A 21,499-nucleotide genomic window follows, 5' to 3' on the forward strand; every position below is an offset into this window, starting at 1 on the left:
CGAAACTATTATCTTAAAAAGAGAGTGTAGAAGCAAGGAAATTTTTAAACAATTGAGATATCTCAATTGTTTAAAAAAGGAAATCCTTAATTCAAACTTCTATACATATTATACGAGAGATGTATATGATGATGGACAATGTTTTTCCTTCCATCACACAGACTTTTCCTTTAACATCATTTCTTTCATTAGCACCCCTTCTTTTATTGATTATGTCATTTCTGGAAATGTATGTGATTATTTTGTTATGTCAAATGGTTTTATCACGTTTTCATATTCCTTTTCCCAATTCTTTCCACATTGCTTATATGCATTTAAGTCGTCCAATAGGAGGTATTCTGACTATAATGCTGGTTGTCAGCTATGTACTAGAACATATTTATGTGATGAATAATATTTATATCACTTATATATATTTGATCTCTTTATTAACTTTGGCTGTTGAAGGCCTTGCCTTTTTGTCATGGCTGGCTATTTTGGAAAATAAACCACGCCTTATCATCCTGGCTTTTTTGGGTATGCTTATTCCATTTATCAATCAAATGTATGTTGTCATAGGAATCGTAGATATATTTAGTGATTTAAGAACAAAACTATTGTATAATAAACATAATGAACAATAAGGAGGGATACAATGATCAAAAAGATATTACAAATCAGGAATCTATTAATGGCTTTATTGGTTGGAGAATGTGGTATATTATTTGGCTTATATCTTTTATTGAATACTCCGATATTGTTAGCTTTTAGTGTATATGCGCTTATTAAAAATGTTATTATTTTCTTGATTGTTGTTTATATTTCTTATGTTTTAGAAAATAATCAATTAAGTGTTGAAGAAGTTTTAAATAAAGATGCTAAAAATGCATTCATATTTGGTGGTATTGCTTTAATTCAGTATGATGAAAATAGAGATATTGTATGGACAAGTGATTTATTGAAGGCCATGAATATTAATATTGTAGGGGTTAAGCTTTTGGAATGGCAACCCCATTTGGCAAGTCTTTTTGATGATGAAGATGTCAAAGTGATTGATATTAAAGGTAAAAAGTTTGAAGCTTATATTAATCAGGGAACTAAGCTGATTTATTTAAAAGATGTGACACAGCTCATGTCTTTACAACAAGATTACTTAGATCAGCAGGTTTGTATGGCTTATATTACAATTGATAATTATGAAGAAACATTGGAAAATGCTGATGAACCTAAGATGGCTTTGATACAATCACGTTCTAGACAAGTTATCGTAGATTGGGCATATTCCAATGGGATTATTATTAGACGTTTTAAATCAGGTGGTTACTTAGCATTTTTTAATGAACGTATTTATCGTAAACAAGTTGAAAATAAATTTGCAATATTAGATACATTTAAAGAAATGTCAAAAGAGTTAGATGAAGTGATGACTTTAAGTATTGGTATTGGTAAAGATTCTCGTGTTTTAAGAGAACTTGATGAGATGGCTTCTGCTGCATTGAATTTAACGTATTCACGTGGTGGTGACCAGGTGGCTGTTAAATCTGGAGAAGATAAGAAAGTCAGATTCTTTGGTGGTAATAGTGATACTTTTGAAAAGAGCAGTAAAGTCCGTGCACGTGTCATTGCACAATCTCTAGCAGGGCTTATCAAAAATGCCAGTCAAGTAATCGTGATGGGTCATAAGAATTCAGATTTGGATTCATTTGGAGCATCACTCGGTGTGGCTAAGATAGCTATGGCTTATGGAAAGAAAACAACAGTTATTGTTGATTTTGAATCCATTGAAAAGAAAACTAAAGAAGTCGCTGTTTTGGTTAAAGCTGATCCACGCTATAAAGGAATGATTCAATCAGCCAATGAAGCAATTGAGCGTGTTGATAAAAACACCTTGTTAATTGTTGTGGATAATCATAAATCCAGTCTAGCACTTTCTAAAGCTTTGTTAGAACGTGTCAAAAATAAGGTTATTATTGATCATCATCGTCGTGGTGAAGAATTTATTGAAGCACCAGTTTTAACATATCTAGAGCCAGCATCTTCAAGTACTGTGGAATTAGTTATAGAGCTTTGTGATTATCAAAATGTAGATTTGAAAATCAATGAACTGGATGCTACAATAATGTATGCTGGAATGCTGGTTGATACAAATAACTTTAAACAGCGAGTGGGTGTGCGTACTTTCCAGTCAGCAGCGCATTTGAAAGAATTACAGGCCAATGTGCCAATGGCTTATGAATTTATTAAAGATTCTTATGAAGAAACGTTGCAGCGTCTTTCTATTGCCCAGACAGCCTATCAATATCGTCCTGATATTTTGATTGCCTGTGGACAAGAAAGCGAAGAATATAATTCTAGTTTATTAGCTAAATCAAGTAATGCATTGCTTGAAATTAGTGGTATTAAGGCAAGTTTTTCCATTGGTAGAATTTCTAAAACAAAGGTTGCTATCAGTGCGAGAAGTACCAAGGATATGAATGTACAGGTTATTATGGAAGCCTTGGATGGTGGTGGTCATTTTAGTATGGCTGCAGCACAGTTTGAAAATAAAACGATTGAAGAAGTACGTCTTTTATTAGAAGAAAAAATACAAGAATATTTAGATGATAGAGGTGAAGTATAATGAAAGTGATTTTATTACAAGATGTTAAGAAAGTAGGAAAGAAAAACGATATTGTCAATGTTGCTGATGGATATGGACAAAACTTTTTGATTAAAAACAATTTAGCCGTTTTAGCAACTGAACATGGGAAAAAAATGGTTGCTCAAACAAAAGAAAAAGAAAGATTGGAAGAGTTAGAAAATAAAAAGAAAGCTGAAGAATTAAAAGAAAAAATTGAAAGTCTAACATTAGAATTTAAGTTATCATCTGGTAAAGATGGTAAAACTTTTGGAAGTATTTCAACGAAAAATGTTGTTGAAGAATTAATGAAAACACATGGAATTAAAGTGGATAAAAGAAAGTTCATTAATGCTAGACCCATACAAGCTTTAGGATATACAAATTTAAAGATTGAATTGCATAAAGGAGTTATTGCGACAATAAAAGTTCATTTATCTGAAAAATAAGGAGGGAAAAAGATGGCTAGAGAATATCCCCATGATTTGGTAGCCGAAAGATCATTGCTAGGATCTATGTTGATATCAAGTGATGTCTGTCAGACTGTTTTATCATTAGCTTCAAAAGATGATTTTTATTTGGATAGCCATCGTATTCTTTTCGAGGCTATGCAAAATATTTATGCTGATAATAGCCCTGTTGATGTCACAACATTAACATCTTATTTAATAGATAAAAAATTGTTAGATAAAACAGGTGGTGTTGAATATCTTTTAGAATTAAGTGAATCAGTGCCAACAACATCTCATAGTGAACATTATTTAAAAAGATTAAATGAAAAAGCTTTGTTGAGAAGATTGATTAAAGAATCAACAGAAATTATTGAAAAAGCTTATGGAGATGTCGAAAATATCAATGATTTTATTGGTGAAGTTGAAAAAGATTTCTTGAATGTCACAAGAGATCGTAATGCCGGTGAATTCCAAAATGTTAAATCAGTGATTCAAAAAGTGACAGATCGTTTGGTGATGTTACAAAAAGCAGATGGGAAAATATCTGGGGTTAAAACTGGATATTATGATTTAGATAAATTAACATCTGGTTTTCAAAAAGGTGATTTGATTATTTTGGCTGCACGTCCATCTGTTGGGAAAACAGCTTTTGCATTGAATGTGGCTTATAATGTTTCTTATAAGTCAGATGAAGCAGTCGCTATCTTTTCGCTGGAAATGCCAGCTGAGCAGTTGATTCAACGTATTATCTGTTCAGCAGGAAGTTTAAAAGCTGAATCTTTGCGTTCAGGTTCTATTTTAAAAGAAAGCAGTGAAAGGTATTATGCAGCTGCTGATAAAGTCTCTAAATGTAATTTATATATTGATGATACTCCGGGTATTCGTGTTGGAGAAATTGCTGCGAAATGTCGTCGTTTAAAACGTGAACAAGGTTTAAAGATGATTGTTATTGACTACTTGCAGTTGATTTCAGGACCGGCGAATAGTCGTGAATCTAGACAACAGGAAGTATCAGATATTTCACGACAATTAAAAATGATTGCCAGAGAATTAGAAGTTCCAGTTTTAGCTTTAAGTCAGTTATCTCGTTCCGTTGAAAAACGTGATAATAAGCGACCTGTTTTATCAGATTTAAGAGAATCAGGAGCTATTGAACAGGATGCCGATATCGTTTCATTTATTCATCGTGAAGATTATCAGGATCCTAAAAAAGAAGCTGAAACACAAGGAGCTACCGATATTATTATTGCAAAACACCGTAATGGGGCTTTGGCTGATATACGTCTTGTTTTCTTAAAACAATTTAGTAAGTTTGCCAATCCAGCAAGATCAGATCAGCAAATTAATCCATTAGAAGGTGTTAAAGATTTAAGAACATAAATATTTGACAAAATGAAGGAGTTTTGACTCCTTTTATTTAAAAATGATTTTATAAAGGAGGAACGCTTATGATTTTCACAACCAAAAGGTTAATTCTTAGACCGTGGGAAGAAAGTGATGCGCAAAGTCTTTTTCGATATGCCAGTGATCCAGATGTTGGACCGATTGCAGGATGGCCACCCCATCAAAGTGAGGAACAAAGTTTAGATGTGATACGTCATGTCTTTAATGGTGAGGAATGTTATGCGATTTGCAAAAGGGATAGTCATGAAGCTATTGGGGCTATAGAACTAAAACTCAATGGGCATACAGATATGACTGAACGTGATGATGAATGTGAGCTTGGATACTGGCTGGCCAAACCCTATTGGGGAAGAGGCTATATGCCTGAAGCTGGTAGAGAATTGATTCGACATGCCTTTGAAGATTTAGATATGAAGACTATCTGGTGTGGGTATTATGATGGAAATACGAAATCTTTAAGAGTACAAGAAAAGCTAGGATTTATTTATCATCATAGTTGTGATGAAGTGCCTGTGCCTTTGTTGAATGAAGTAAGGATTGGTCATACAAATTATATGACAAAAGAATCTTGGGAAAAGATGAAAGAAGGAAATTGATAATGTTATTTCCTTTTGAAGATGCACCTAATACAGCAACGCTGATCTGTTGTCATATTCTTGATCAAAATGCTTCCATTTTATATGTTTTTCATGATGAAGATGATGGAATGTGGCAATTTTTATGTGATCAACAACATAGCAGTGAAGAGGCAAGGTTAGTTTCTCTTGAATATGTATTCCATTTAGATCCTTCCATTGCGGCTTTAAAAGATATGCCCTGTGGCTATTATGCACAAAGAAAGTCAAAATACGAGAATTGGATCATAAGTAAAAAATCATGATATGAAAGACAAAATAAAAACACACCTGCGGGTGTGTTTTCATATATCATCTATCCTTCAAATGTAGGACGGATAACTAAATCAGAAACATCAACACCATCTGGCTGAGAAATGGCATATAGGACAGCATTCGCAATTGTTTCTGGTTGAAGTCCAAATTGTTCATAAAATCCTTCGACCATCTTCTTATGATCATTTTCAACGACATGATTTAATAATTCTGTCTTGATAGCTCCAGGATAAATTGTTGTTGTACGAATATTTTTACCTTCCTGATTTGTTTCACTGTTAAAAGATTGTAACATTACTTTGACAAAATGCTTTGTTCCACAATAGACTGCATTTCCTGGAACCAATGTCGTTCCTGCTCTTGATGAGGTAATAATGATATGTCCAGAATTTTGCTGATAGAATTCTGGAATAATAGCGTACATGGAATTGAGGACACCTTTGATGTTGATATCAACCATATCCATCCATCCTTTGAGATCTAATTCAGACATATTTCCAGCTGGCATAATACCTGCATTTGCAAATAAGACATCGACCTTTCCAAATTTTTCTTTAGCTAATTTTACAATAGCTTTCATATCTTCTATATTTGTTACATCTGATTTTAAATAAACAGCACTATCACCTAACTCACCAGTGAGTTTTTCTAAACGTTCTTCTCTTCTGCCACTTAATACAACTTTAGCACCATGCTTTGCTAAAACTCTAGCTGTGGCTTCACCAATACCAGAAGTGGCTCCTGTAATGATAATGACTTTGTTTTCTACATTTTCCATTTGATTTTCCCCCTTTTGACAACATCATTTTATCAAAGAGATTAATAAAAAAATAATTGTTAGAAATCATAGATATATGACTATAAATCATAGTATAATATGATTACAAGGCATAAGGAGAAGATGTTATATGGAATTAAGACAATTACAGTACGTTATCAAAATCGCAGAATGTGGCACAATGCTCAAGGCGGCTCAAGAGTTGTATATATCACAATCGGGTTTAACACGTTCTTTAAAAACATTAGAAAAAGAACTTGGGATGGAATTATTTGATCGTATCAATAATCGACTCATATTAAACGAATATGGAAAAACAGTTGTGGAAGAAGGAAAAGATATACTCAATCATGTTGATAAGCTACAGGAGAAAGTCAAGAATCAATATAATCGCAATATGAATATGTTCATTGGTTCTTGTGCACCTGCACCATTATGGGCTTTGAGATATACGATGAAACGTCAATACCCTGATATGTCTTTTGGATATGAAACAAAGGCTGACGCTGAAGAATTGATTCAAGGCTTCAATGAGCATGATTATTCAGCTATTATTTTAGACTATCCAATAAATAAAGAAGATGTTATTTGTTTTCAAATATGCCAGGAAGTTTTAAACATTTCAACAACATCCCATCACCCCTTAGCAAACAAAAAGACCATAACTTTTGAAGAATTAAACGGTGAAAATTTTTTGGAATATAATAATACAGGTTATTGGCATGAAGTGTGTGTAGACAATATGCCTGATTCACATTTTATTGTACAGGATGATTTGGAATTGTATGGGATTCTTCAAAGACAATCTTCTTTGTTGACTTTTAGAACAAGTTTGACAATACCAAGATTTCATCTCTATGAAGATAGAGTTTATATTCCTATTACGGATCCAGAAGCGACACTGACTTTCTATTTGATATGTCATCAAAATCATTTTGATAAAATTAAAAAGGTACAAGCGCATATCAATGAAGTAGACTGGGTACATTATCGTAATGAAGATTTTGAAATTATATAAAAACACAAGGAAAGTTATATTATGATTGTCTTTTGGATTATAGGAATTTTATTTTTTATTGTAGGACTTTTATGTTGTGTACCTGAATATGTAAGATTATTAAGGTATCATGGTCGTGTCATAGGAACAATAACAAAAATAGAGAATAATGGACAAAATGCCAGAGCTATATTTGAGTATGATGTGGATGGACATCACTATACACAAAAAACGCAATGGACATCAAATGATGTGTTTATTGTTGGAAAAACATGTGATGTTATCTATAATCAGAAAAAACCTCATCTTTCATATATCAAGAAGAGTGGACAATGGATACGTTGTCTTGTAGGGACATTATTTGTAATTGTGCTTTGTTTAGGTTTCTTTTTTCAAAGTATATTATAGATAAAAGATAAGGGGGAATATCATGATTTTAGAAACAGAACGTTTGTTTTTAAGAGAATGAGAACAAAGTGATTTTGATGATTTAGCTCAAATATTACAGAATCCACATGTGATGTATGCTTATGAACATGATTTTTCAAAAGAAGATGTTCAGACATGGCTAGATCGTCAAAGAAAAAGATATAAGGAATATGGTTTTGGATTATGGGCCATGATTTTAAAAGAGACAAATGAAATGATTGGTCAGGCAGGGCTGACAATGCAGCTTTATCAGAATACCCAGATATTGGAAGTGGGTTATCTATTAAAGGAGGAGTTCTGGCATCATGGATATGCCAAAGAAATTGCATTAGGCTGTCAAAAATATGCTTTTGAAAATTTACAGGCAGATCAGTTATATGCCATCATTAAAGCTGATAATATTTCATCTATCAAGGTAGCAGAGAGTCTTGGTATGAAAAAGGTAGATGAGTTTATGACAGGATATTATAACGGAGAGACACTTCATTATTTATATGCAATTGAACATACAAAATAAAATCAATAAAAAATGATAGACATCAAAAGATGAATATCATTTTTTATGTGCGTTTATCAAATTGTTGATGGCATGTTGGGCAGGTAATTGTAATATCACCTTTTCCCTTTGGAACTCTTAAATATTGGTGGCAGTGAGGACATTTTAAATATTTATGTGTTTTACGATATTTCCATTTATTTTTTTGACGATTAAAGAATTTTCTTATTCCAGATGTTTTAGCTAAAAACCATTCATTTTCCATATTACGTTTATAAATTTGTTTAGAAAACATTCTATATAAAGAATAAATAATAACCGCATAACACAAGAATGAAACAAATGGAACAAATAAAGAAATCACAAATAAAATAATATAACTTATAAATAAGAAATTTCCAAACTGATCAACACCATATCTGCCATACATAAAGTTTCTTAACCAATTCATTTTTATCACCGACCTCTATTATAAAGACGAATTATGAATGAAATATGACTTTTTGAATTCTTTATCTTTTAAATTCATTTTATTTGAAGAAATAATTGGAATACCTCCTATTGATAATGAGATTTTTGTTGAAGAAAGATAGAAATAACTCATAATCGAATCTTGATTGATTATGTCAAAATATATTCAAAACTCATAGTGTTTGTAGTATAATGGATATTCGTGGAGGTTGAATTTATGTATAATCAATATCGAGAAGGATGGCTTGAAGTGATATGTGGATGTATGTTTGCTGGAAAGACAGAAGAACTCATTCGTCGTATTAATGTTTTATCTTATGCTAAAAAGAAAATAATTGTATTTAAACCTGAAATTGATAATCGTTATTCTGATAAAGAAATCGTTTCACATGCAGGAACGAAAGTCCCTTGTATTGTTGTAAAGGATTCTAAAGAAATTTTAAGATATATTAAACCTGATACAGAAGTGATTGCTGTAGATGAAGTTCAATTTTTTGATAGAGATATTGTTGATGTTTGTGAATACTTGGCTGATAAAGGATTACGTGTGATGGTTGCTGGTCTTGATAAAGACTTTAGAGGTGAACCATTTGGTGTCTTACCAGAATTATTAACACGTGCTGAATTTGTCACAAAGTTGACTGCTGTATGTGCAAAATGTGGTGCACCAGCAACACGTACACAAAGACTTGTGGATGGGTCTCCAGCTTCATTTGAAGATCCTATTGTTTTAGTAGGTGCTGTTGATCATTATGAACCACGTTGTCGACATTGTCATGAGATTTTAAATAAACCACATAAATTTTAAAAGTTCATACTCAAGACATATTTCTCATATATATTAATAGTGTCGAAAGACAAATACGATAGTATTGATTCCCCTCAAATCTATCATATATCCCTAAGAAAGAGATGCAACCCCAAAGCATCTCTTTCATTTTTTGGTATATTTTAATTATTTTGACATAATCATATATATGGAGGATTTTATATGAACTTATGTCATCAGGAAGATATACAAAAATTAACGACTCAAGAACTTTTTCAACAACATAATTATATTTGTTATTTAAGGGGAGATGGATGGCAAAAAGAACAACATTATGTTTTTGACTATCCTTATTTATACCTCTATGCTTTTCATATGCATGTCATAAAGGAGATAGAACAAAGAGGTTATAGTGTAGATCCTTTATGGAAAGATTCGTGCTTTAGAGGAATTCATCGTGGATATGAAATTTCAATGCTCACATATGATGATTTGGATATACCAACACATTTATATAAAGAAAATTAAAGAAAAATGAAATGTTCATATCTAATTCATATTGACAAAGTATATTATAGGTGTAAAGATAATAGAATTCATAAAAACTCCCTTTAGAATATGTATTCTAGAAAGAATCAGGTTTCTGATTCTTTTTTCTTTTTCTAAATCATGTATAATAAAGATAGGTGATGAAAAATGAAAAGAATACTATTTGATTTAGATGGGACATTGACAGATCCATTTTTAGGTATTACACGTTCTGTAGCGTATAGTTTAAAATCTTTTGGCATTGAAGTTGATGATTTAGAAACATTAAAACCATTTATTGGTCCACCACTAGATGTGTCTTTTAGAGAGTGTTATCATATGGATGAAGCACAAAGCTGGAAAGCTGTTAAAAAATATCGTGAGTATTTTTCAAAAAAAGGATTATTTGAAAATAAAGTTTATGAGGGTATGGAAGACTTTTTACAATCATTACTGAATATGGATATGAAATTATATGTATGTACCAGTAAGCCTGAAGTGTTTGCAAAAGAGATTCTTGATCATTTCTCTTTAACACCATATTTTACAGGTATCTATGGCGCAACCTTAGATGGAAGTCTTAAAAATAAAGGTGATGTGATTGCTCATTGTATAAAGCAGGAACAGCTCAATATTCAAGACTGTATGATGGTTGGTGATCGTCAACATGATATTGTCGGAGCGCATCAAAATCAAATACCTTGTATTGGTGTCTTATATGGTTATGGAAGTTTAGAAGAATTTCATGAGTATCATTGCGATTATATAGCTAAAGACTTGATAGAATTAAAAAAGATAATAGAGGAATGGAAAGATGTTAAGTAAATATCAACAGATTTATGAAGATTTGAAACAGAAGATTGAAAAAAATGAAATTCAGGCTAATACACTCTTGCCAAGTGAAAATGAACTCATGAATATTTATCAATCATCTCGTGATACCATTCGTAAATCCTTATCCTTCCTCCAATTGACTTTCAGGAATTAAAACAATTATTAAACGATTGGCAATTAGGTATGCAAAATGGGAATGGATGGAATGCTGTATTTTGGTGCTGCCATGATCAGCCACGTGTTTTATCACGTTTTGGAGATGACAAGAATTATCCAAAAGAATCAGCTAAAATGCTAGCCACAACAATCCATATGCTAAGAGGAACACCTTATATTTATCAGGGTGAAGAAATAGGAATGACTAATGCCTATTTTACAGATATTCATCAATATCGTGATGTTGAAAGCTTAAATGCCTATCAGATTCTTAAAGATAAAGGTGTACCAGAAAAAGAGATTTACCAGATTCTATTGAGTAAATCAAGAGATAATGCACGTACACCTATGCAATGGAATGATCAGGCATATGCAGGATTTAGTGATGTCAAATCATGGATAGAACCGATTTATAATTATAAAGATATTAATGTAGAAAAAAATCTAGAAGATCAAGATTCAGTTTTCTATTATTATCAAAAGTTGATTCAATTAAGAAAACAATATCAAGTCATTAGTTTAGGAACATATGAACCACTACTATCAGATCATCCAACACTATATGCCTATAAACGCCAATATCAAGATCAGGCAATCATTGTCTATAATCATTTCTATGGTGATCAGACAACATCTATAAGCATAGATGCAACTCAATATGATATTCTGTTATCGAATGTTAATCGCCAGACATTAGAAAATGAAATGATGTTAAAACCATATGAGTCACTTGTTCTGATCAAAAAATAGATCATTATTTAAATAAAAACATAACATCATTGATTGTTTATATGGGATACATAATTGATATTATGTATCTTTTTTTATGGAAATAACAAAAATAATAATATATTTTCTATTTTTCTGTATTAAAACATATATTCATGTTTCACAAAACAAATAAATAATGTTAAAATATTACCCATATAGATTTGAGGTGAAATCATGAAAAAAACAATGCGAGAAGCTTTTATTGCTTCCATACCAGTCATGATGGGATATATTGTATTGGGGATGGCATTTGGTATGTTACTAGAAAGTGAAGGATATTCTTTTTTATATGCGTTAGCTATGAGTGTGTTTATTTATGCTGGAAGTATGCAGTTTGTCGCAATCAATCTTTTAACATCAGGGGCAACAGTTATTAATACAATAATTATGACGCTATTGATTAATGCCAGACATCTGGTTTATGGTCTATCCATGATTAAAAAGTTTGAAGATATGGGGAAACTCAAACCCTATATGATTTTTTCTTTGACTGATGAAACCTACTCTTTATTGGTCAGTGCCAAAACTCCAGAGGGATGCAATCAAAAATATTATCTTTTTTTTATTTCTTTATTTGATCAATGTTATTGGATATTAGGAAGTTTAGCAGGAAGTATTATAGGCTCATTATTAACAATCAACACAACAGGTTTAGACTTTGCAATGACAGCTTTATTTATTGTGATTGTCTTAGATCAATATTTAACGACAGATAAACATCTTTATACATATATTGGTTTTGGAATCAGTATTGCCTGCTTAGTGATTTTTGGAAGTGAAGCTTTTATTATTCCTTCAATGATTGGGATTATTTTAAGTTTGATTTATGTTTATCAAAAAGGAGGAAAGGAAAATGCATGAAATCATATTGATTAGTGTTATGGCTTGTGTAACCTTTTTAACCAGAGTTTTGCCTTTTTTCATCTTTAAAAGTAAATCTTATCCCATTATTGAATATCTTGGAGACGTATTGCCTTATGCCATTATGGCAATGCTTGTCGTTTATTGTTTAAGAAGTGTTGAATTATTCAGTGGAAATCATGGAATATGTGAGATGATTGGGGTTGGGAGTGTTAATCTTTTACATCTTATAAAACGTAATACATTGTTATCTATTATTGGTGGAACTGTGATTTACATGTTATGTGTTCAAATTATTTTCATATAATATATGTTATAATGAAAATGAGGTGAAGATTGTATGCGTCAAAATATGAAATTTGATACAAATATTTATCAGTTAAGAGAGTCTGTTTTAAAAAGAATGATACAGATTATCCAACAACAAAGATATATAGAAGAAAACAGTATTGTTTTTTATGGAGATTCCATCATTGAATATTATGATGTTGAACATATTTTTAGACATTTAGGACCAGTCTATAATTGTGGAATTGGTGGTATAACATCTGATATGTTGCTTCATTTTGTCGATGAAGGGGTTATCAAATATCATCCAAGCCAAGTCTTTATTTTAGTAGGAACAAATGATTTAGGAAATACAGTGATGGCAAGTCCAAGGGATATTGCTTTAAATATTAAAGAAATGGTAGAGATTATTCATTATAATTTACCAGAATGTCAAATTCATTTGTTGAGTCCAATACCTTGTATTGAAAAGGTTCATGGTTATCAGGCTATGCATCAAGGTTTAAGAAGTCATGATATTTTACAGATGATCATGCAGGAATATAAACGTATGATACCTTATGACTATGTTCACTTTATAGATATTTATCAGTCTTTATATCAAGAGAATATTTTAAGAGAAGATGTTTTTATTGATGGTTTACATATTAACGAAGATGGTTATGCTTTATTGACAGAGGCGATTTTCAATCAATTATAAGGGGGGGATAAAGACATGCAAGAATATTATGAAATTAAGACAAAACAAGGAGTTATGCGTGGATTCTTTCATAAACCTGATGGAAATCAATATCCAGTATGTATTATTTTTCATGGTTTTACAGGTCAAAATACAGGAACAAAATTTTCTTATGTACAATTATCAAGAATGCTGGAAAAGCAAAATATTGGAACCATTCGTATGGATTTTTTAGGCAGTGGACAATCTGATTTAGATTTTAAAGATATGACTTTTCAAAATGAATTAGATTCAGCTATCAAAATCTTAGAGGAAGTCAAACAGATGGATTGTGTGACAGATATTTATTTGCTTGGTCATTCTATGGGTGGAGCTATCGCAAGTGAGGTTGCTAAAATGTATCCTCAAGATATTTCTAAAATGTGTTTATGGGCACCTGCATTCAATCTTCCTGAAGCGATTGAATATTTAAAAGGTCATGTTGAAGAAGCTCCTTATTATGATCATAGTGGTTTTGAAATCTCTCATGAATTTGTTGAAGATATAACATCGAGAGATTTATATCAGGATTTAGATACTTATCAAAATGATCTTATGATTATTCATGGAACTGAAGATACAACAGTTCCTTATGCGATATCTCAGAAATATTTAAAAGGTTTTGTCAATCCAGTTTTTCATCCAATAGAAGGTGCGACACACAATTATGATAATTTAGAACATATTCGTCAGGTGATTCAACTGACATATGATTTTTTCATACAGGGCTAAACTCCCTGTATTTTTCATGATAAATTCAATAAAGAGTCAAGCTTTTTGTATTGTCTTTTCAATGAATTGTGTTATAATCAAAAAGGCAAAAAGGAGGAGTGAAAAACATGAATAACATTAGAAATATAGCAATTATTGCTCACGTTGACCATGGAAAAACAACTCTTGTTGATCAGTTATTAAAATTATCTGGAACATTAAAGGATAATGAACAGATTGCTGAAAGAGCAATGGATTCAAATGCCATTGAAAGAGAACGTGGAATTACTATTTTAGCAAAAAATACTGCTATTAATTATAAAGATTATCGTATTAATATTATGGATACACCTGGTCATGCCGACTTTGGTGGTGAAGTAGAACGTATCATGAATATGGTTGATGGTGTTTTATTGGTTGTTGATGCTTATGAAGGAACAATGCCACAAACACGTTTTGTATTAAAGAAGGCTCTAGAAGCTAAAGTGAAACCAATTGTCGTGATTAATAAAGTCGATCGTCCAGTTGTTCGTATTCATGAAGTTATGGATGAAGTTTTAGAATTATTTATGGAATTAGGTGCTGATGATAATCAGTTGGATTTCCCAACTGTCTTTGTTTCAGCTTTAATGGGAACATCAAGTTTAGATCCTGATATTGCAACTCAGGTTCCTAATATGGATTGTTTATTTGATATGATTATCAATGAAATTCCAGCTCCATTAGTAGATGAAGAAGGTGGATTACAGTTCCAGCCTGCTTTACTTGACTATAATGAATATGTAGGACGTATTGGTATTGGACGTATTCAAAGAGGAAAAGTTAAAGTTAATGAAACTGTTGTTTGTTTACGAGCAGATGGAACAAAAACACAGTTTAGAGTTCAAAAATTATTTGGCTTTTTAGGATTACATAGAATTGAAATTGAAGAAGCTAGTGCTGGGGACATTGTTGCTATTGCAGGACTTGCGGATATTGGTGTTGGAGAAACTGTTTGTACAATGGGACATGAAGAACCATTACCATTATTACGTATTGATGAACCAACAATTCAAATGGTTTTTGGTACAAATACTTCACCATTTGCAGGTAAAGAAGGTAAGTTTGTTACAGCAAGTAAAGTAGAAGAAAGATTATTTAAAGAAACAAATAGAGATGTCTCTTTAAAGATTGAAAGAGTGCCAAATGCTGAAGAATGGATTGTTTCAGGACGTGGAGAATTACATTTATCTATCTTAATTGAAAATATGCGTCGTGAAGGATTTGAATTACAGGTTTCTAAACCAAAAGTTATTATTAAAGAAATTGATGGTGTTAAATGTGAACCTTATGAAGAAGTCTTTATTGAAGCACCAGATGAATGTATTGGAAGCATTATTGAATCTTTAGGATTTAGACGTGGAACATTAGAAAATATGGAATCTGATAACGGTATGACAAAAGTGCATTATATCATTCCATCACGTGGTTTAATTGGATTCATGACAAACTTTTTAACAATGACAAAAGGATATGGAATTATCAATCATTCATTCTTAGATTATCGTCCAATGGAAGGAGATACTGTTGGAGAAAGACAGTTAGGAGTTCTTGTTTCTATTGATACAGGACAAACAACAGCTTATGCCCTTGGCGGTGTTGAAGATCGTGGAGTTATGTTTGTTGGTCCAGGTGTAGAAGTTTATGAAGGTATGATTGTGGGAGAACATAGCCGTGATAATGATTTGGTTGTCAATGTCACAAAAGGAAAACAATTAACAAATACACGTTCTTCTACAAAAGATTCAACTGTTGTTTTAAAGAAACCAAGAGTTTTCAACCTAGAAGCTTGTTTAGATTATATTAATGATGATGAACTTGTAGAAGTGACACCAAAGAATATTCGTTTAAGAAAACGTTTATTAACTGAAAATGAAAGAAGAAAAGCTTATACGAAAAAAATGAATGGATAATGAAAGGATTCTTACTTGAATGGACAAGTAAGAATCTTTTTTCATGTAAAATAAAAGAGAAAAATTGTGATATAGTAGTTGAAAACATGGCTGATAAGGTAAATTGTTAAAGGGATTGATCAAGATTTATCAATCAAAGAAATGATAAATCCGATTATTTTAAAGATTAGATAAATTGATAAAATATGTTTTTTGTATTAAAAATTTGATAATATTTTTGAGAATATGATATAAAAAATATGAGAAAATCATAAAAAATTCAATAAAAATTTGAGTATTTCTTAAAAAAGTGGTATATTGTTGGAGGTAAATGAAGTAATTTATTGAAATGTAAAACGCTTTCATTTATAATATGAATTAAGGAGGGGACGCAGTGAAAATTAAATTACAAGTACAATTTCATAATAAAAATGTTGAAACAACATCTATTGAGAAGTTAGTAAAAGAGGATGTTAAATCAAAAGGTGTTAAAATGACAACTATTGATACATTAGAGGTTTATTATAAACCAGAAGATTCTTCTGTATATTATGTTGCGACAACAAAAACTGGTGAAGTCGTTGGTAATGACCAACCATTATACATCGGTTAATCTTAATATTACAAACATATACCCAAATAAAGAGGCTAAACGTTATACGTTATAGCCTCTTTATTTAAGATCAATGATTATCTAACGATATGAATTCGACTTTCTTTCTTTTCTTTTGTAGCACCTTCTTGATTGACGTATCCAATAGCTGCACAACCAACAACTTGATGATTAGGAGGAATACCAAGTTTATTTAAGACATTTCTCACTTCATCAACATCTTGTGTATCACTGAGTTGATTGATCCAGCATGAACCGATATTTAAGCTTGCTGCGGCTAAAAAGATATTTTCTAATATACAGCTTCCATCTTCTACTCGTCTTGAATCATATTCAGGACCACTGACAATACATAAGACAGGAGCATGATAAGAAAAATGATAAGAATCAGGTTTCTTTTCACCACGTTCTTCACTTACTTTTTTAATAGCATTTGTTAATTCATCAATATAAGCCAAATTGGTAATGGCATAGATTTCACATAATTGTCTATTCATAGCACTAGGTGCTTGAATTCCAGCTTTTAAAATAGCTTGAAGTTCTTCTTCTTTAATCATTTGATTTTGATAACTGCGACAACTTTTTCTTTTTGCGATTGTTTGTAATGTTTCATTCATTTCATATCACCCCTTGTTTTCTATTATAGTCTGATTGTTTGAAAAAACAATGCTAAAAAGTATATTTTATGGTATACTAGGGGCAACTAAAGGAGGATTGAACGATGAAAAAAATATTCGTTGGGCTCATAACACTTTTATTATTGGTGGGATGTAGTCAAAATCAAAAACTAAACTACTTTATGTTAACAAATGATAAAGAATTAAGCGCTTTATATAATTCTGAAGGTGAACAAATAACAGAATATCAATACCAATCATTTGAACGTGTTGGGAACTTAGGATATATTGTCACTAATAGTCAAAAACAAGTGGGATTGATTTCATTGGATGGTGATGAAATGATCCCAATGGGTGAATATGAAACGCTAGAAAGTGTAGATCAGATGTTTTTTGCGACTAAAAAAGAAGAAAAGAAAAAAGATGATCAAAAACAGGATAATCAAAAACAAGAAGAAACTTCTCAAAATCAATTGGTTAAAGATAATCTTTATGTTTTAAATAGTGAAGGCGAAATTTTATATCAAGCCAATGACAAAACAAGTATTATGAAAACTGATTTACCAGTGATTTATCAGGATAAAGAATATATTGTTTTATATCGAAATGGTGAAGAACTTTATAGAGGAAAAGATGCTGTGACATATGTTTCACAATATCAAAATGGAAAATCTATGGTTGTTGGATTTAAAGATAAGAATCACTTTTATTATGTGACTGGTCATAAAGATAAAGATTTTGATCTTGAAGTAGAAAAAGGAACTTATACATTTTTACTTCAAAATGATGCTGGATGTATCATTAATGATGAGAAGTTAAAAAGTATGATATATATTGATTTTCAAAATCAAAAGGTTTATCAAAACAACATTGCGATTAAAGATGCTTATTTTGATAATAAAGATAATATTATTTTAACTTCTGATGATAAAACTTATCTTTATTCTATTGGTGGTGTTCCAACTTTAATTAATACTTATTACTATGATACACAAACATATTTAATACGTGAAGAAAAGGTTTATGGACCACATTATATATATAAAGATGGAAAGTCAAAAGGAACACTTGAAAATTGTCAATTATATCCTAATGTGCAGGAATTAAATTTTGAAATGTATCCAGTTTATGTACAAGAAAAAGGATATGTCTATTATAATTTTGACAATAAACAGGTGTTTGACCAAACATATCTTGAAGCGAATCCATTTGATGCTTGTGGTAGAGCTATTGTGAAAATTGATGATCAAGGTTATTCATTAATCGACGATAAAGGTGAAAAATTGACAGAAAAAGCATATTATCGTATGGAGTACATAGGCAGTTCATATTATGCGGTTTATAATGAAAATGGTATGTATGGTATTATTGATATAACAGGAGAAGAAGTCTTCCCTGTTGAATATACATCTTTACCAGAAACACCTTTAATTGAATATAATGATGAAAATTATTTGTTATTGAATAAAAATGGAAGAAGTTATGTCTATAGTATAGATGATGATATGGAAGAATTGTTTTCTATTGAAGGAGATTTAACATTCCATAATGAGGGATATTTTTCAGACGGATATCATTATTATACAATTGAGGGAGAAAGTATAGAATAAGGAGTTTATATGGAATATTTAATGATATTATTATTAATTTTTATAGCAGTGTTATTTTTAATGCAGGTCGTCTTTTTTGAAATAACAAAAAGTAAAATGGAAAAGATGAACAATATGAACTGGTTTTTATCTTTAGATAAACCATTTAATTATAATCGTGTTGGATATATGGTCTTTCTTTGCTTTATCTGTTATTTGATTTCATCACCAGCACCACTGTTTAGTCTAGAGTGGTTTATTTACTTTGTCTTGTTTTTAGCAATGGGTATTGTTGCTGATGCAGTTGTTCAATATGCTATTTTGATATATAGTAAAAAAAGATGTCGTAGACAAATTGAAGATGCGCATTTATTACAAAATGAATTACAACATTTTACACCAAATGCTGATTTTGAAAAAGATTATACATTAACACCTCAAAATTATGATGAAACTTCAATTTTAAGACAATACATGACACCTGAAGATCATTTGGCTGTCATGAGTGTGGATTCAGGAAAGTTTGCGAGTCAATTTAAAGATGATACGGAAGCGATGTTTGTTGTTGAACCTTATACGGATACACAAAGAGTACAGAGTCAGTTTGAAGATGATTCATCAGTCAAAGTCACAACATTGACACCAACTGGGAAAATGCCTTTTAAAGATGAAAAAATAGATATTATTATGTGCCAGGAATGTAATTATGATAAAAATGAAATCCAAAGAGTTTTGAAAAAAGGTGGATATTTCATTGTCAATCAGCATGGAACAGAGAATTTAAAAGAATTTGTTCGTTTATATATGCCTTTCCAAATGAAAGGAAAGTGGGATGCTGAAAGCTGTGCACAGACTTTAGAAAGTATTGGTATGCGTGTTGTTGATAAATTTGAAGATTATGGAACAATTCGTTTTCATAGTATTCAGTCATTATATCAATATTTTACAAAAGTGTCACCAGACTTTGCGAATGTCAATAGATATCAGGTTTTCTATTTACAGGCCTTAAAAGAAATGAAAGATCATTCATATTTTGAAATGACAACACATCAATTTTTGGTTGTAGCACAAAAAACTTTTTAGGAGAATTTTGAGTCAATTCTCCTTTTTATATGAAGTTTTATTCATTATATCAATGCTTTTTGGAATAGAAAAAAAGAGTTAAAATACTTGACAAAAAAATATTATGAAAGCGTATTAAAAACTTTTGAAAATGTATGGAAAAGTAATTGAAATGTGTTATAATAAGACTATAAATTATTAAGGAGGAGTCAATAAGATGGCAGAAAAATTATCTTTTGTAGTTTCAGATCCAGTTGGATTACATGCTAGACCTGCAACTATCTTAGTCAACCAAGCTAGCAAATTTACTAGCAATATCAAATTATGTTACAATGGTAAAGAAGTTAATTTGAAGTCAATTATGGGTGTTATGTCTTTAGGTGTTCCTACTAAAGCTACTGTAGAAATCGTAGCTGAAGGTGAAGATGAAAAAGACGTAATCGCATCAATTGCTAAAGTTATTAAAGAACAAAAAGTTGCTGAATAATATTAGGCTTCAAATACATGGAACTATACATTTTGTATAGTTCTTTTTTCTTTTGTTTGACAATAGAAAGCAAAGTGATAAAATATATTTAGATATTTAGATAAATATCTAAATATTAAAGGAGGGAGAGATATGGGTGATGCATTTAAAGCGTTAAGTGATCCAACGAGAAGAAGAATCTTAGAGTTGTTACAGGATAGACCTTTAAATGCTGGAGAAATTGCAGATTGTTTTCAAATGACGAAACCATCTATATCACATCATTTATCTATTTTGAAATCAAGTGGTTTGATCATTGATGAAAGACAGGGGCAGAATATTGTTTATAGTATTGATATGTCTGTTTTTCAAGAAGTAATGAAGTGGTTTATGAATTTTATTGATATGGGGGATGAAAAATGAGAATAAAAGTTTTTGATGGAATCTTGTGGGGAGTGACTTTTCTTTTGGTAGTGACTGTCTTTTTGATGCCAGATACAGTCCCTTTACATTGGGATGAAAACTGGCAAATTGATGGTTATGGCAGTCGTTATATGTTTTTGATTCTGGCTTTTATACCAATGACCATCTATTATGGGATGTCACTTACAAAGCATATTGATCCTAAAAGAATGAATTTGGAAAAAAGAAAGAAAACATATCGCCTTTTTCAATATGGTTTAACAGTGTTCTTTTTGATTCTTGCTGCTTTTTTTGAATATTCAGCTTTTAATCCCCAACAAGATGGTGAACAGTTTGTGTTATTGTTAGTGTCTGTCTTATTAATAGGAATGGGTAATTATTTACCTAAAATACCGCAAAATTACTTCTTTGGTGTCAAAACACCATGGACACTAGCAAGTGAATATGTTTGGAAAAAGACACATAAAATTAGTGGATATTGTTTTGTGATGATTGGATTAATAAATGGTATAAGTGCATTAGTACATTTTTCTTACACTTATCTGGTATTGATGATTGGTATTATAGGTATGACTATATTTATTTATGTGTATTCTTATTTTTTATTTAGAAAATGTAGTCAAAAGATTGACGAGTAAATATTAAAGAT

At 31.0% G+C, this 21,499-nt stretch carries 27 protein-coding genes and 1 pseudogene; 25 read left to right on the forward strand and 3 right to left on the reverse strand.

Features of this window, described 5'->3' with window-relative positions; genetic code table 11:
• The first annotated feature begins 101 nt into the window (after positions 1 to 101).
• The 6 genes from B5E79_RS02635 to B5E79_RS02660 all read left to right on the forward strand — a co-directional run bounded on the left by B5E79_RS02635 (position 102) and on the right by B5E79_RS02660 (position 5,332).
• Complete coding sequence (locus B5E79_RS02635; RefSeq protein WP_255376336.1) at positions 102 to 623, forward strand: DUF2232 domain-containing protein; 522 nt, start codon at positions 102 to 104, stop codon at positions 621 to 623.
• An 11-nt stretch (positions 624 to 634) separates the two neighbouring features.
• Positions 635 to 2,599, forward strand: a complete 1,965-nt coding sequence (locus B5E79_RS02640; protein ID WP_087296863.1) for a GGDEF domain-containing protein — start codon at positions 635 to 637, stop codon at positions 2,597 to 2,599.
• The gene (rplI, locus tag B5E79_RS02645; protein WP_087244834.1) at positions 2,599 to 3,045 is read left to right on the forward strand and encodes a 50S ribosomal protein L9; all 447 of its coding nucleotides are present in this window, start codon (positions 2,599 to 2,601) and stop codon (positions 3,043 to 3,045) included. The genes B5E79_RS02640 and rplI overlap by 1 nt, the downstream gene beginning before the upstream one ends.
• A gap of 12 nt (positions 3,046 to 3,057) precedes the next feature.
• Positions 3,058 to 4,428, forward strand: coding sequence for a replicative DNA helicase (dnaB, locus tag B5E79_RS02650; protein WP_087244835.1), 1,371 nt, complete (start codon positions 3,058 to 3,060; stop codon positions 4,426 to 4,428).
• 68 nt (positions 4,429 to 4,496) lie between these two features.
• Positions 4,497 to 5,048, forward strand: a complete 552-nt coding sequence (locus tag B5E79_RS02655) for a GNAT family N-acetyltransferase (RefSeq protein WP_087296864.1) — start codon at positions 4,497 to 4,499, stop codon at positions 5,046 to 5,048.
• Between the two features lie 2 nt (positions 5,049 to 5,050).
• Positions 5,051 to 5,332: a hypothetical protein gene (locus tag B5E79_RS02660; RefSeq protein WP_087296865.1), complete on the forward strand. Its 282-nt coding sequence runs from the start codon at positions 5,051 to 5,053 to the stop codon at positions 5,330 to 5,332.
• A 50-nt stretch (positions 5,333 to 5,382) separates the two neighbouring features.
• Here the strand turns inward: B5E79_RS02660 and B5E79_RS02665 are convergent, their stop codons facing one another.
• On the reverse strand, positions 5,383 to 6,120 hold the full coding sequence (locus B5E79_RS02665; protein ID WP_087296866.1) for an SDR family oxidoreductase: 738 nt from the start codon (positions 6,118 to 6,120) through the stop codon (positions 5,383 to 5,385).
• 130 nt (positions 6,121 to 6,250) lie between these two features.
• Between B5E79_RS02665 and B5E79_RS02670 the strand changes: the two genes are divergently transcribed.
• The 3 genes and pseudogenes from B5E79_RS02670 to B5E79_RS02680 form a co-directional block, all read left to right on the forward strand.
• Complete coding sequence (locus tag B5E79_RS02670) at positions 6,251 to 7,138, forward strand: LysR family transcriptional regulator (protein ID WP_087296867.1); 888 nt, start codon at positions 6,251 to 6,253, stop codon at positions 7,136 to 7,138.
• A gap of 21 nt (positions 7,139 to 7,159) precedes the next feature.
• Positions 7,160 to 7,525, forward strand: a complete 366-nt coding sequence (locus tag B5E79_RS02675; protein ID WP_087296868.1) for a DUF3592 domain-containing protein — start codon at positions 7,160 to 7,162, stop codon at positions 7,523 to 7,525.
• Positions 7,526 to 7,598: 73 nt separating this feature from the next.
• Positions 7,599 to 8,063: pseudogene (locus tag B5E79_RS02680) on the forward strand (GNAT family N-acetyltransferase); the annotation flags it as partial.
• Positions 8,064 to 8,106: 43 nt separating this feature from the next.
• Here the strand turns inward: B5E79_RS02680 and B5E79_RS02685 are convergent.
• On the reverse strand, positions 8,107 to 8,493 hold the full coding sequence (locus B5E79_RS02685) for a hypothetical protein (protein WP_087244837.1): 387 nt from the start codon (positions 8,491 to 8,493) through the stop codon (positions 8,107 to 8,109).
• Between the two features lie 237 nt (positions 8,494 to 8,730).
• Between B5E79_RS02685 and B5E79_RS02690 the strand changes: the two genes are divergently transcribed.
• The 11 genes from B5E79_RS02690 (at position 8,731) to B5E79_RS02740 (ending at position 16,693) form a co-directional block, all read left to right on the forward strand.
• Positions 8,731 to 9,321: a thymidine kinase gene (locus B5E79_RS02690; RefSeq protein ID WP_087244838.1), complete on the forward strand. Its 591-nt coding sequence runs from the start codon at positions 8,731 to 8,733 to the stop codon at positions 9,319 to 9,321.
• A gap of 183 nt (positions 9,322 to 9,504) precedes the next feature.
• Entirely contained in the window at positions 9,505 to 9,810 is a 306-nt protein-coding gene (locus tag B5E79_RS02695) for a pyrimidine dimer DNA glycosylase/endonuclease V (RefSeq protein ID WP_087296869.1), read from the forward strand.
• Between the two features lie 168 nt (positions 9,811 to 9,978).
• On the forward strand, positions 9,979 to 10,635 hold the full coding sequence (locus tag B5E79_RS02700; RefSeq protein ID WP_087296870.1) for an HAD family hydrolase: 657 nt from the start codon (positions 9,979 to 9,981) through the stop codon (positions 10,633 to 10,635).
• The gene (locus B5E79_RS02705) at positions 10,625 to 10,798 is read left to right on the forward strand and encodes a GntR family transcriptional regulator (protein WP_087296871.1); all 174 of its coding nucleotides are present in this window, start codon (positions 10,625 to 10,627) and stop codon (positions 10,796 to 10,798) included. Before B5E79_RS02700 ends, B5E79_RS02705 begins: the two co-directional genes overlap by 11 nt.
• Positions 10,799 to 10,827: 29 nt before the next feature.
• A complete protein-coding gene (locus B5E79_RS02710; protein WP_241147433.1) occupies positions 10,828 to 11,550 on the forward strand; it encodes an alpha-amylase family glycosyl hydrolase in 723 nt (240 codons plus the stop codon).
• Positions 11,551 to 11,745: 195 nt separating this feature from the next.
• Complete coding sequence (locus tag B5E79_RS02715) at positions 11,746 to 12,432, forward strand: AzlC family ABC transporter permease (RefSeq protein ID WP_241147434.1); 687 nt, start codon at positions 11,746 to 11,748, stop codon at positions 12,430 to 12,432.
• Complete coding sequence (locus tag B5E79_RS02720; RefSeq protein ID WP_087296874.1) at positions 12,425 to 12,739, forward strand: branched-chain amino acid transporter permease; 315 nt, start codon at positions 12,425 to 12,427, stop codon at positions 12,737 to 12,739. The genes B5E79_RS02715 and B5E79_RS02720 overlap by 8 nt, the downstream gene beginning before the upstream one ends.
• 33 nt (positions 12,740 to 12,772) lie before the next feature.
• On the forward strand, positions 12,773 to 13,420 hold the full coding sequence (locus B5E79_RS02725; RefSeq protein WP_087296875.1) for an SGNH/GDSL hydrolase family protein: 648 nt from the start codon (positions 12,773 to 12,775) through the stop codon (positions 13,418 to 13,420).
• Between the two features lie 15 nt (positions 13,421 to 13,435).
• Complete coding sequence (locus B5E79_RS02730) at positions 13,436 to 14,170, forward strand: alpha/beta hydrolase family protein (protein WP_087244846.1); 735 nt, start codon at positions 13,436 to 13,438, stop codon at positions 14,168 to 14,170.
• 107 nt (positions 14,171 to 14,277) lie between these two features.
• Positions 14,278 to 16,101 carry a translational GTPase TypA gene (typA, locus tag B5E79_RS02735; protein ID WP_087296876.1) on the forward strand — a complete coding sequence of 608 codons (1,824 nt, stop codon included), beginning with the start codon at positions 14,278 to 14,280 and terminating at the stop codon, positions 16,099 to 16,101.
• Between the two features lie 373 nt (positions 16,102 to 16,474).
• The gene (locus tag B5E79_RS02740) at positions 16,475 to 16,693 is read left to right on the forward strand and encodes a DUF6465 family protein (protein WP_087244848.1); all 219 of its coding nucleotides are present in this window, start codon (positions 16,475 to 16,477) and stop codon (positions 16,691 to 16,693) included.
• Between the two features lie 77 nt (positions 16,694 to 16,770).
• Here the strand turns inward: B5E79_RS02740 and B5E79_RS02745 are convergent, their stop codons facing one another.
• Positions 16,771 to 17,310, reverse strand: a complete 540-nt coding sequence (locus B5E79_RS02745) for a nitroreductase family protein (protein WP_087296877.1) — start codon at positions 17,308 to 17,310, stop codon at positions 16,771 to 16,773.
• A 104-nt stretch (positions 17,311 to 17,414) separates the two neighbouring features.
• Here B5E79_RS02745 and B5E79_RS02750 point away from each other — a divergent pair, with 104 nt between their 5' ends.
• The 5 genes from B5E79_RS02750 (at position 17,415) to B5E79_RS02770 (ending at position 21,488) form a co-directional block, all read left to right on the forward strand.
• Complete coding sequence (locus tag B5E79_RS02750; RefSeq protein WP_087296878.1) at positions 17,415 to 18,920, forward strand: WG repeat-containing protein; 1,506 nt, start codon at positions 17,415 to 17,417, stop codon at positions 18,918 to 18,920.
• A gap of 9 nt (positions 18,921 to 18,929) precedes the next feature.
• Positions 18,930 to 19,982 (forward strand): class I SAM-dependent methyltransferase, encoded by a 1,053-nt coding sequence (locus B5E79_RS02755; protein WP_241147435.1) that lies wholly within the window; start codon positions 18,930 to 18,932, stop codon positions 19,980 to 19,982.
• 196 nt (positions 19,983 to 20,178) lie between these two features.
• Positions 20,179 to 20,448: a phosphocarrier protein HPr gene (locus B5E79_RS02760; protein ID WP_087244851.1), complete on the forward strand. Its 270-nt coding sequence runs from the start codon at positions 20,179 to 20,181 to the stop codon at positions 20,446 to 20,448.
• A gap of 132 nt (positions 20,449 to 20,580) precedes the next feature.
• Positions 20,581 to 20,850 (forward strand): autorepressor SdpR family transcription factor, encoded by a 270-nt coding sequence (locus tag B5E79_RS02765; RefSeq protein WP_087296879.1) that lies wholly within the window; start codon positions 20,581 to 20,583, stop codon positions 20,848 to 20,850.
• Entirely contained in the window at positions 20,847 to 21,488 is a 642-nt protein-coding gene (locus B5E79_RS02770; protein ID WP_087296880.1) for an SdpI family protein, read from the forward strand. Before B5E79_RS02765 ends, B5E79_RS02770 begins: the two co-directional genes overlap by 4 nt.
• Positions 21,489 to 21,499: the final 11 nt, after the last annotated feature.

This window comes from Massilimicrobiota sp. An134 (assembly GCF_002160815.1).
GTDB lineage: Bacteria > Bacillota_I > Bacilli_A > Erysipelotrichales > Coprobacillaceae > Allocoprobacillus > Allocoprobacillus merdigallinarum.

Excerpts from the sequence above, each read along its gene's own strand:
- B5E79_RS02640 (WP_087296863.1), top strand. The coding sequence starts at position 635 with ATGATCAAAAAGATATTACAAATCAGGAATCTATTAATGGCTTTATTG.
- rplI (WP_087244834.1), top strand. The coding sequence starts at position 2,599 with ATGAAAGTGATTTTATTACAAGATGTTAAGAAAGTAGGAAAGAAAAAC.
- dnaB (WP_087244835.1), top strand. The coding sequence starts at position 3,058 with ATGGCTAGAGAATATCCCCATGATTTGGTAGCCGAAAGATCATTGCTA.
- B5E79_RS02655 (WP_087296864.1), top strand. The coding sequence starts at position 4,497 with ATGATTTTCACAACCAAAAGGTTAATTCTTAGACCGTGGGAAGAAAGT.
- B5E79_RS02660 (WP_087296865.1), top strand. The coding sequence starts at position 5,051 with ATGTTATTTCCTTTTGAAGATGCACCTAATACAGCAACGCTGATCTGT.
- B5E79_RS02665 (WP_087296866.1), bottom strand. The coding sequence starts at position 6,120 with ATGGAAAATGTAGAAAACAAAGTCATTATCATTACAGGAGCCACTTCT.
- B5E79_RS02670 (WP_087296867.1), top strand. The coding sequence starts at position 6,251 with ATGGAATTAAGACAATTACAGTACGTTATCAAAATCGCAGAATGTGGC.
- B5E79_RS02675 (WP_087296868.1), top strand. The coding sequence starts at position 7,160 with ATGATTGTCTTTTGGATTATAGGAATTTTATTTTTTATTGTAGGACTT.
- B5E79_RS02685 (WP_087244837.1), bottom strand. The coding sequence starts at position 8,493 with ATGAATTGGTTAAGAAACTTTATGTATGGCAGATATGGTGTTGATCAG.
- B5E79_RS02690 (WP_087244838.1), top strand. The coding sequence starts at position 8,731 with ATGTATAATCAATATCGAGAAGGATGGCTTGAAGTGATATGTGGATGT.
- B5E79_RS02695 (WP_087296869.1), top strand. The coding sequence starts at position 9,505 with ATGAACTTATGTCATCAGGAAGATATACAAAAATTAACGACTCAAGAA.
- B5E79_RS02700 (WP_087296870.1), top strand. The coding sequence starts at position 9,979 with ATGAAAAGAATACTATTTGATTTAGATGGGACATTGACAGATCCATTT.
- B5E79_RS02705 (WP_087296871.1), top strand. The coding sequence starts at position 10,625 with ATGTTAAGTAAATATCAACAGATTTATGAAGATTTGAAACAGAAGATT.
- B5E79_RS02710 (WP_241147433.1), top strand. The coding sequence starts at position 10,828 with ATGCAAAATGGGAATGGATGGAATGCTGTATTTTGGTGCTGCCATGAT.
- B5E79_RS02715 (WP_241147434.1), top strand. The coding sequence starts at position 11,746 with ATGAAAAAAACAATGCGAGAAGCTTTTATTGCTTCCATACCAGTCATG.
- B5E79_RS02720 (WP_087296874.1), top strand. The coding sequence starts at position 12,425 with ATGCATGAAATCATATTGATTAGTGTTATGGCTTGTGTAACCTTTTTA.
- B5E79_RS02725 (WP_087296875.1), top strand. The coding sequence starts at position 12,773 with ATGCGTCAAAATATGAAATTTGATACAAATATTTATCAGTTAAGAGAG.
- B5E79_RS02730 (WP_087244846.1), top strand. The coding sequence starts at position 13,436 with ATGCAAGAATATTATGAAATTAAGACAAAACAAGGAGTTATGCGTGGA.
- typA (WP_087296876.1), top strand. The coding sequence starts at position 14,278 with ATGAATAACATTAGAAATATAGCAATTATTGCTCACGTTGACCATGGA.
- B5E79_RS02745 (WP_087296877.1), bottom strand. The coding sequence starts at position 17,310 with ATGAATGAAACATTACAAACAATCGCAAAAAGAAAAAGTTGTCGCAGT.
- B5E79_RS02750 (WP_087296878.1), top strand. The coding sequence starts at position 17,415 with ATGAAAAAAATATTCGTTGGGCTCATAACACTTTTATTATTGGTGGGA.
- B5E79_RS02755 (WP_241147435.1), top strand. The coding sequence starts at position 18,930 with ATGGAATATTTAATGATATTATTATTAATTTTTATAGCAGTGTTATTT.
- B5E79_RS02760 (WP_087244851.1), top strand. The coding sequence starts at position 20,179 with ATGGCAGAAAAATTATCTTTTGTAGTTTCAGATCCAGTTGGATTACAT.
- B5E79_RS02765 (WP_087296879.1), top strand. The coding sequence starts at position 20,581 with ATGGGTGATGCATTTAAAGCGTTAAGTGATCCAACGAGAAGAAGAATC.
- B5E79_RS02770 (WP_087296880.1), top strand. The coding sequence starts at position 20,847 with ATGAGAATAAAAGTTTTTGATGGAATCTTGTGGGGAGTGACTTTTCTT.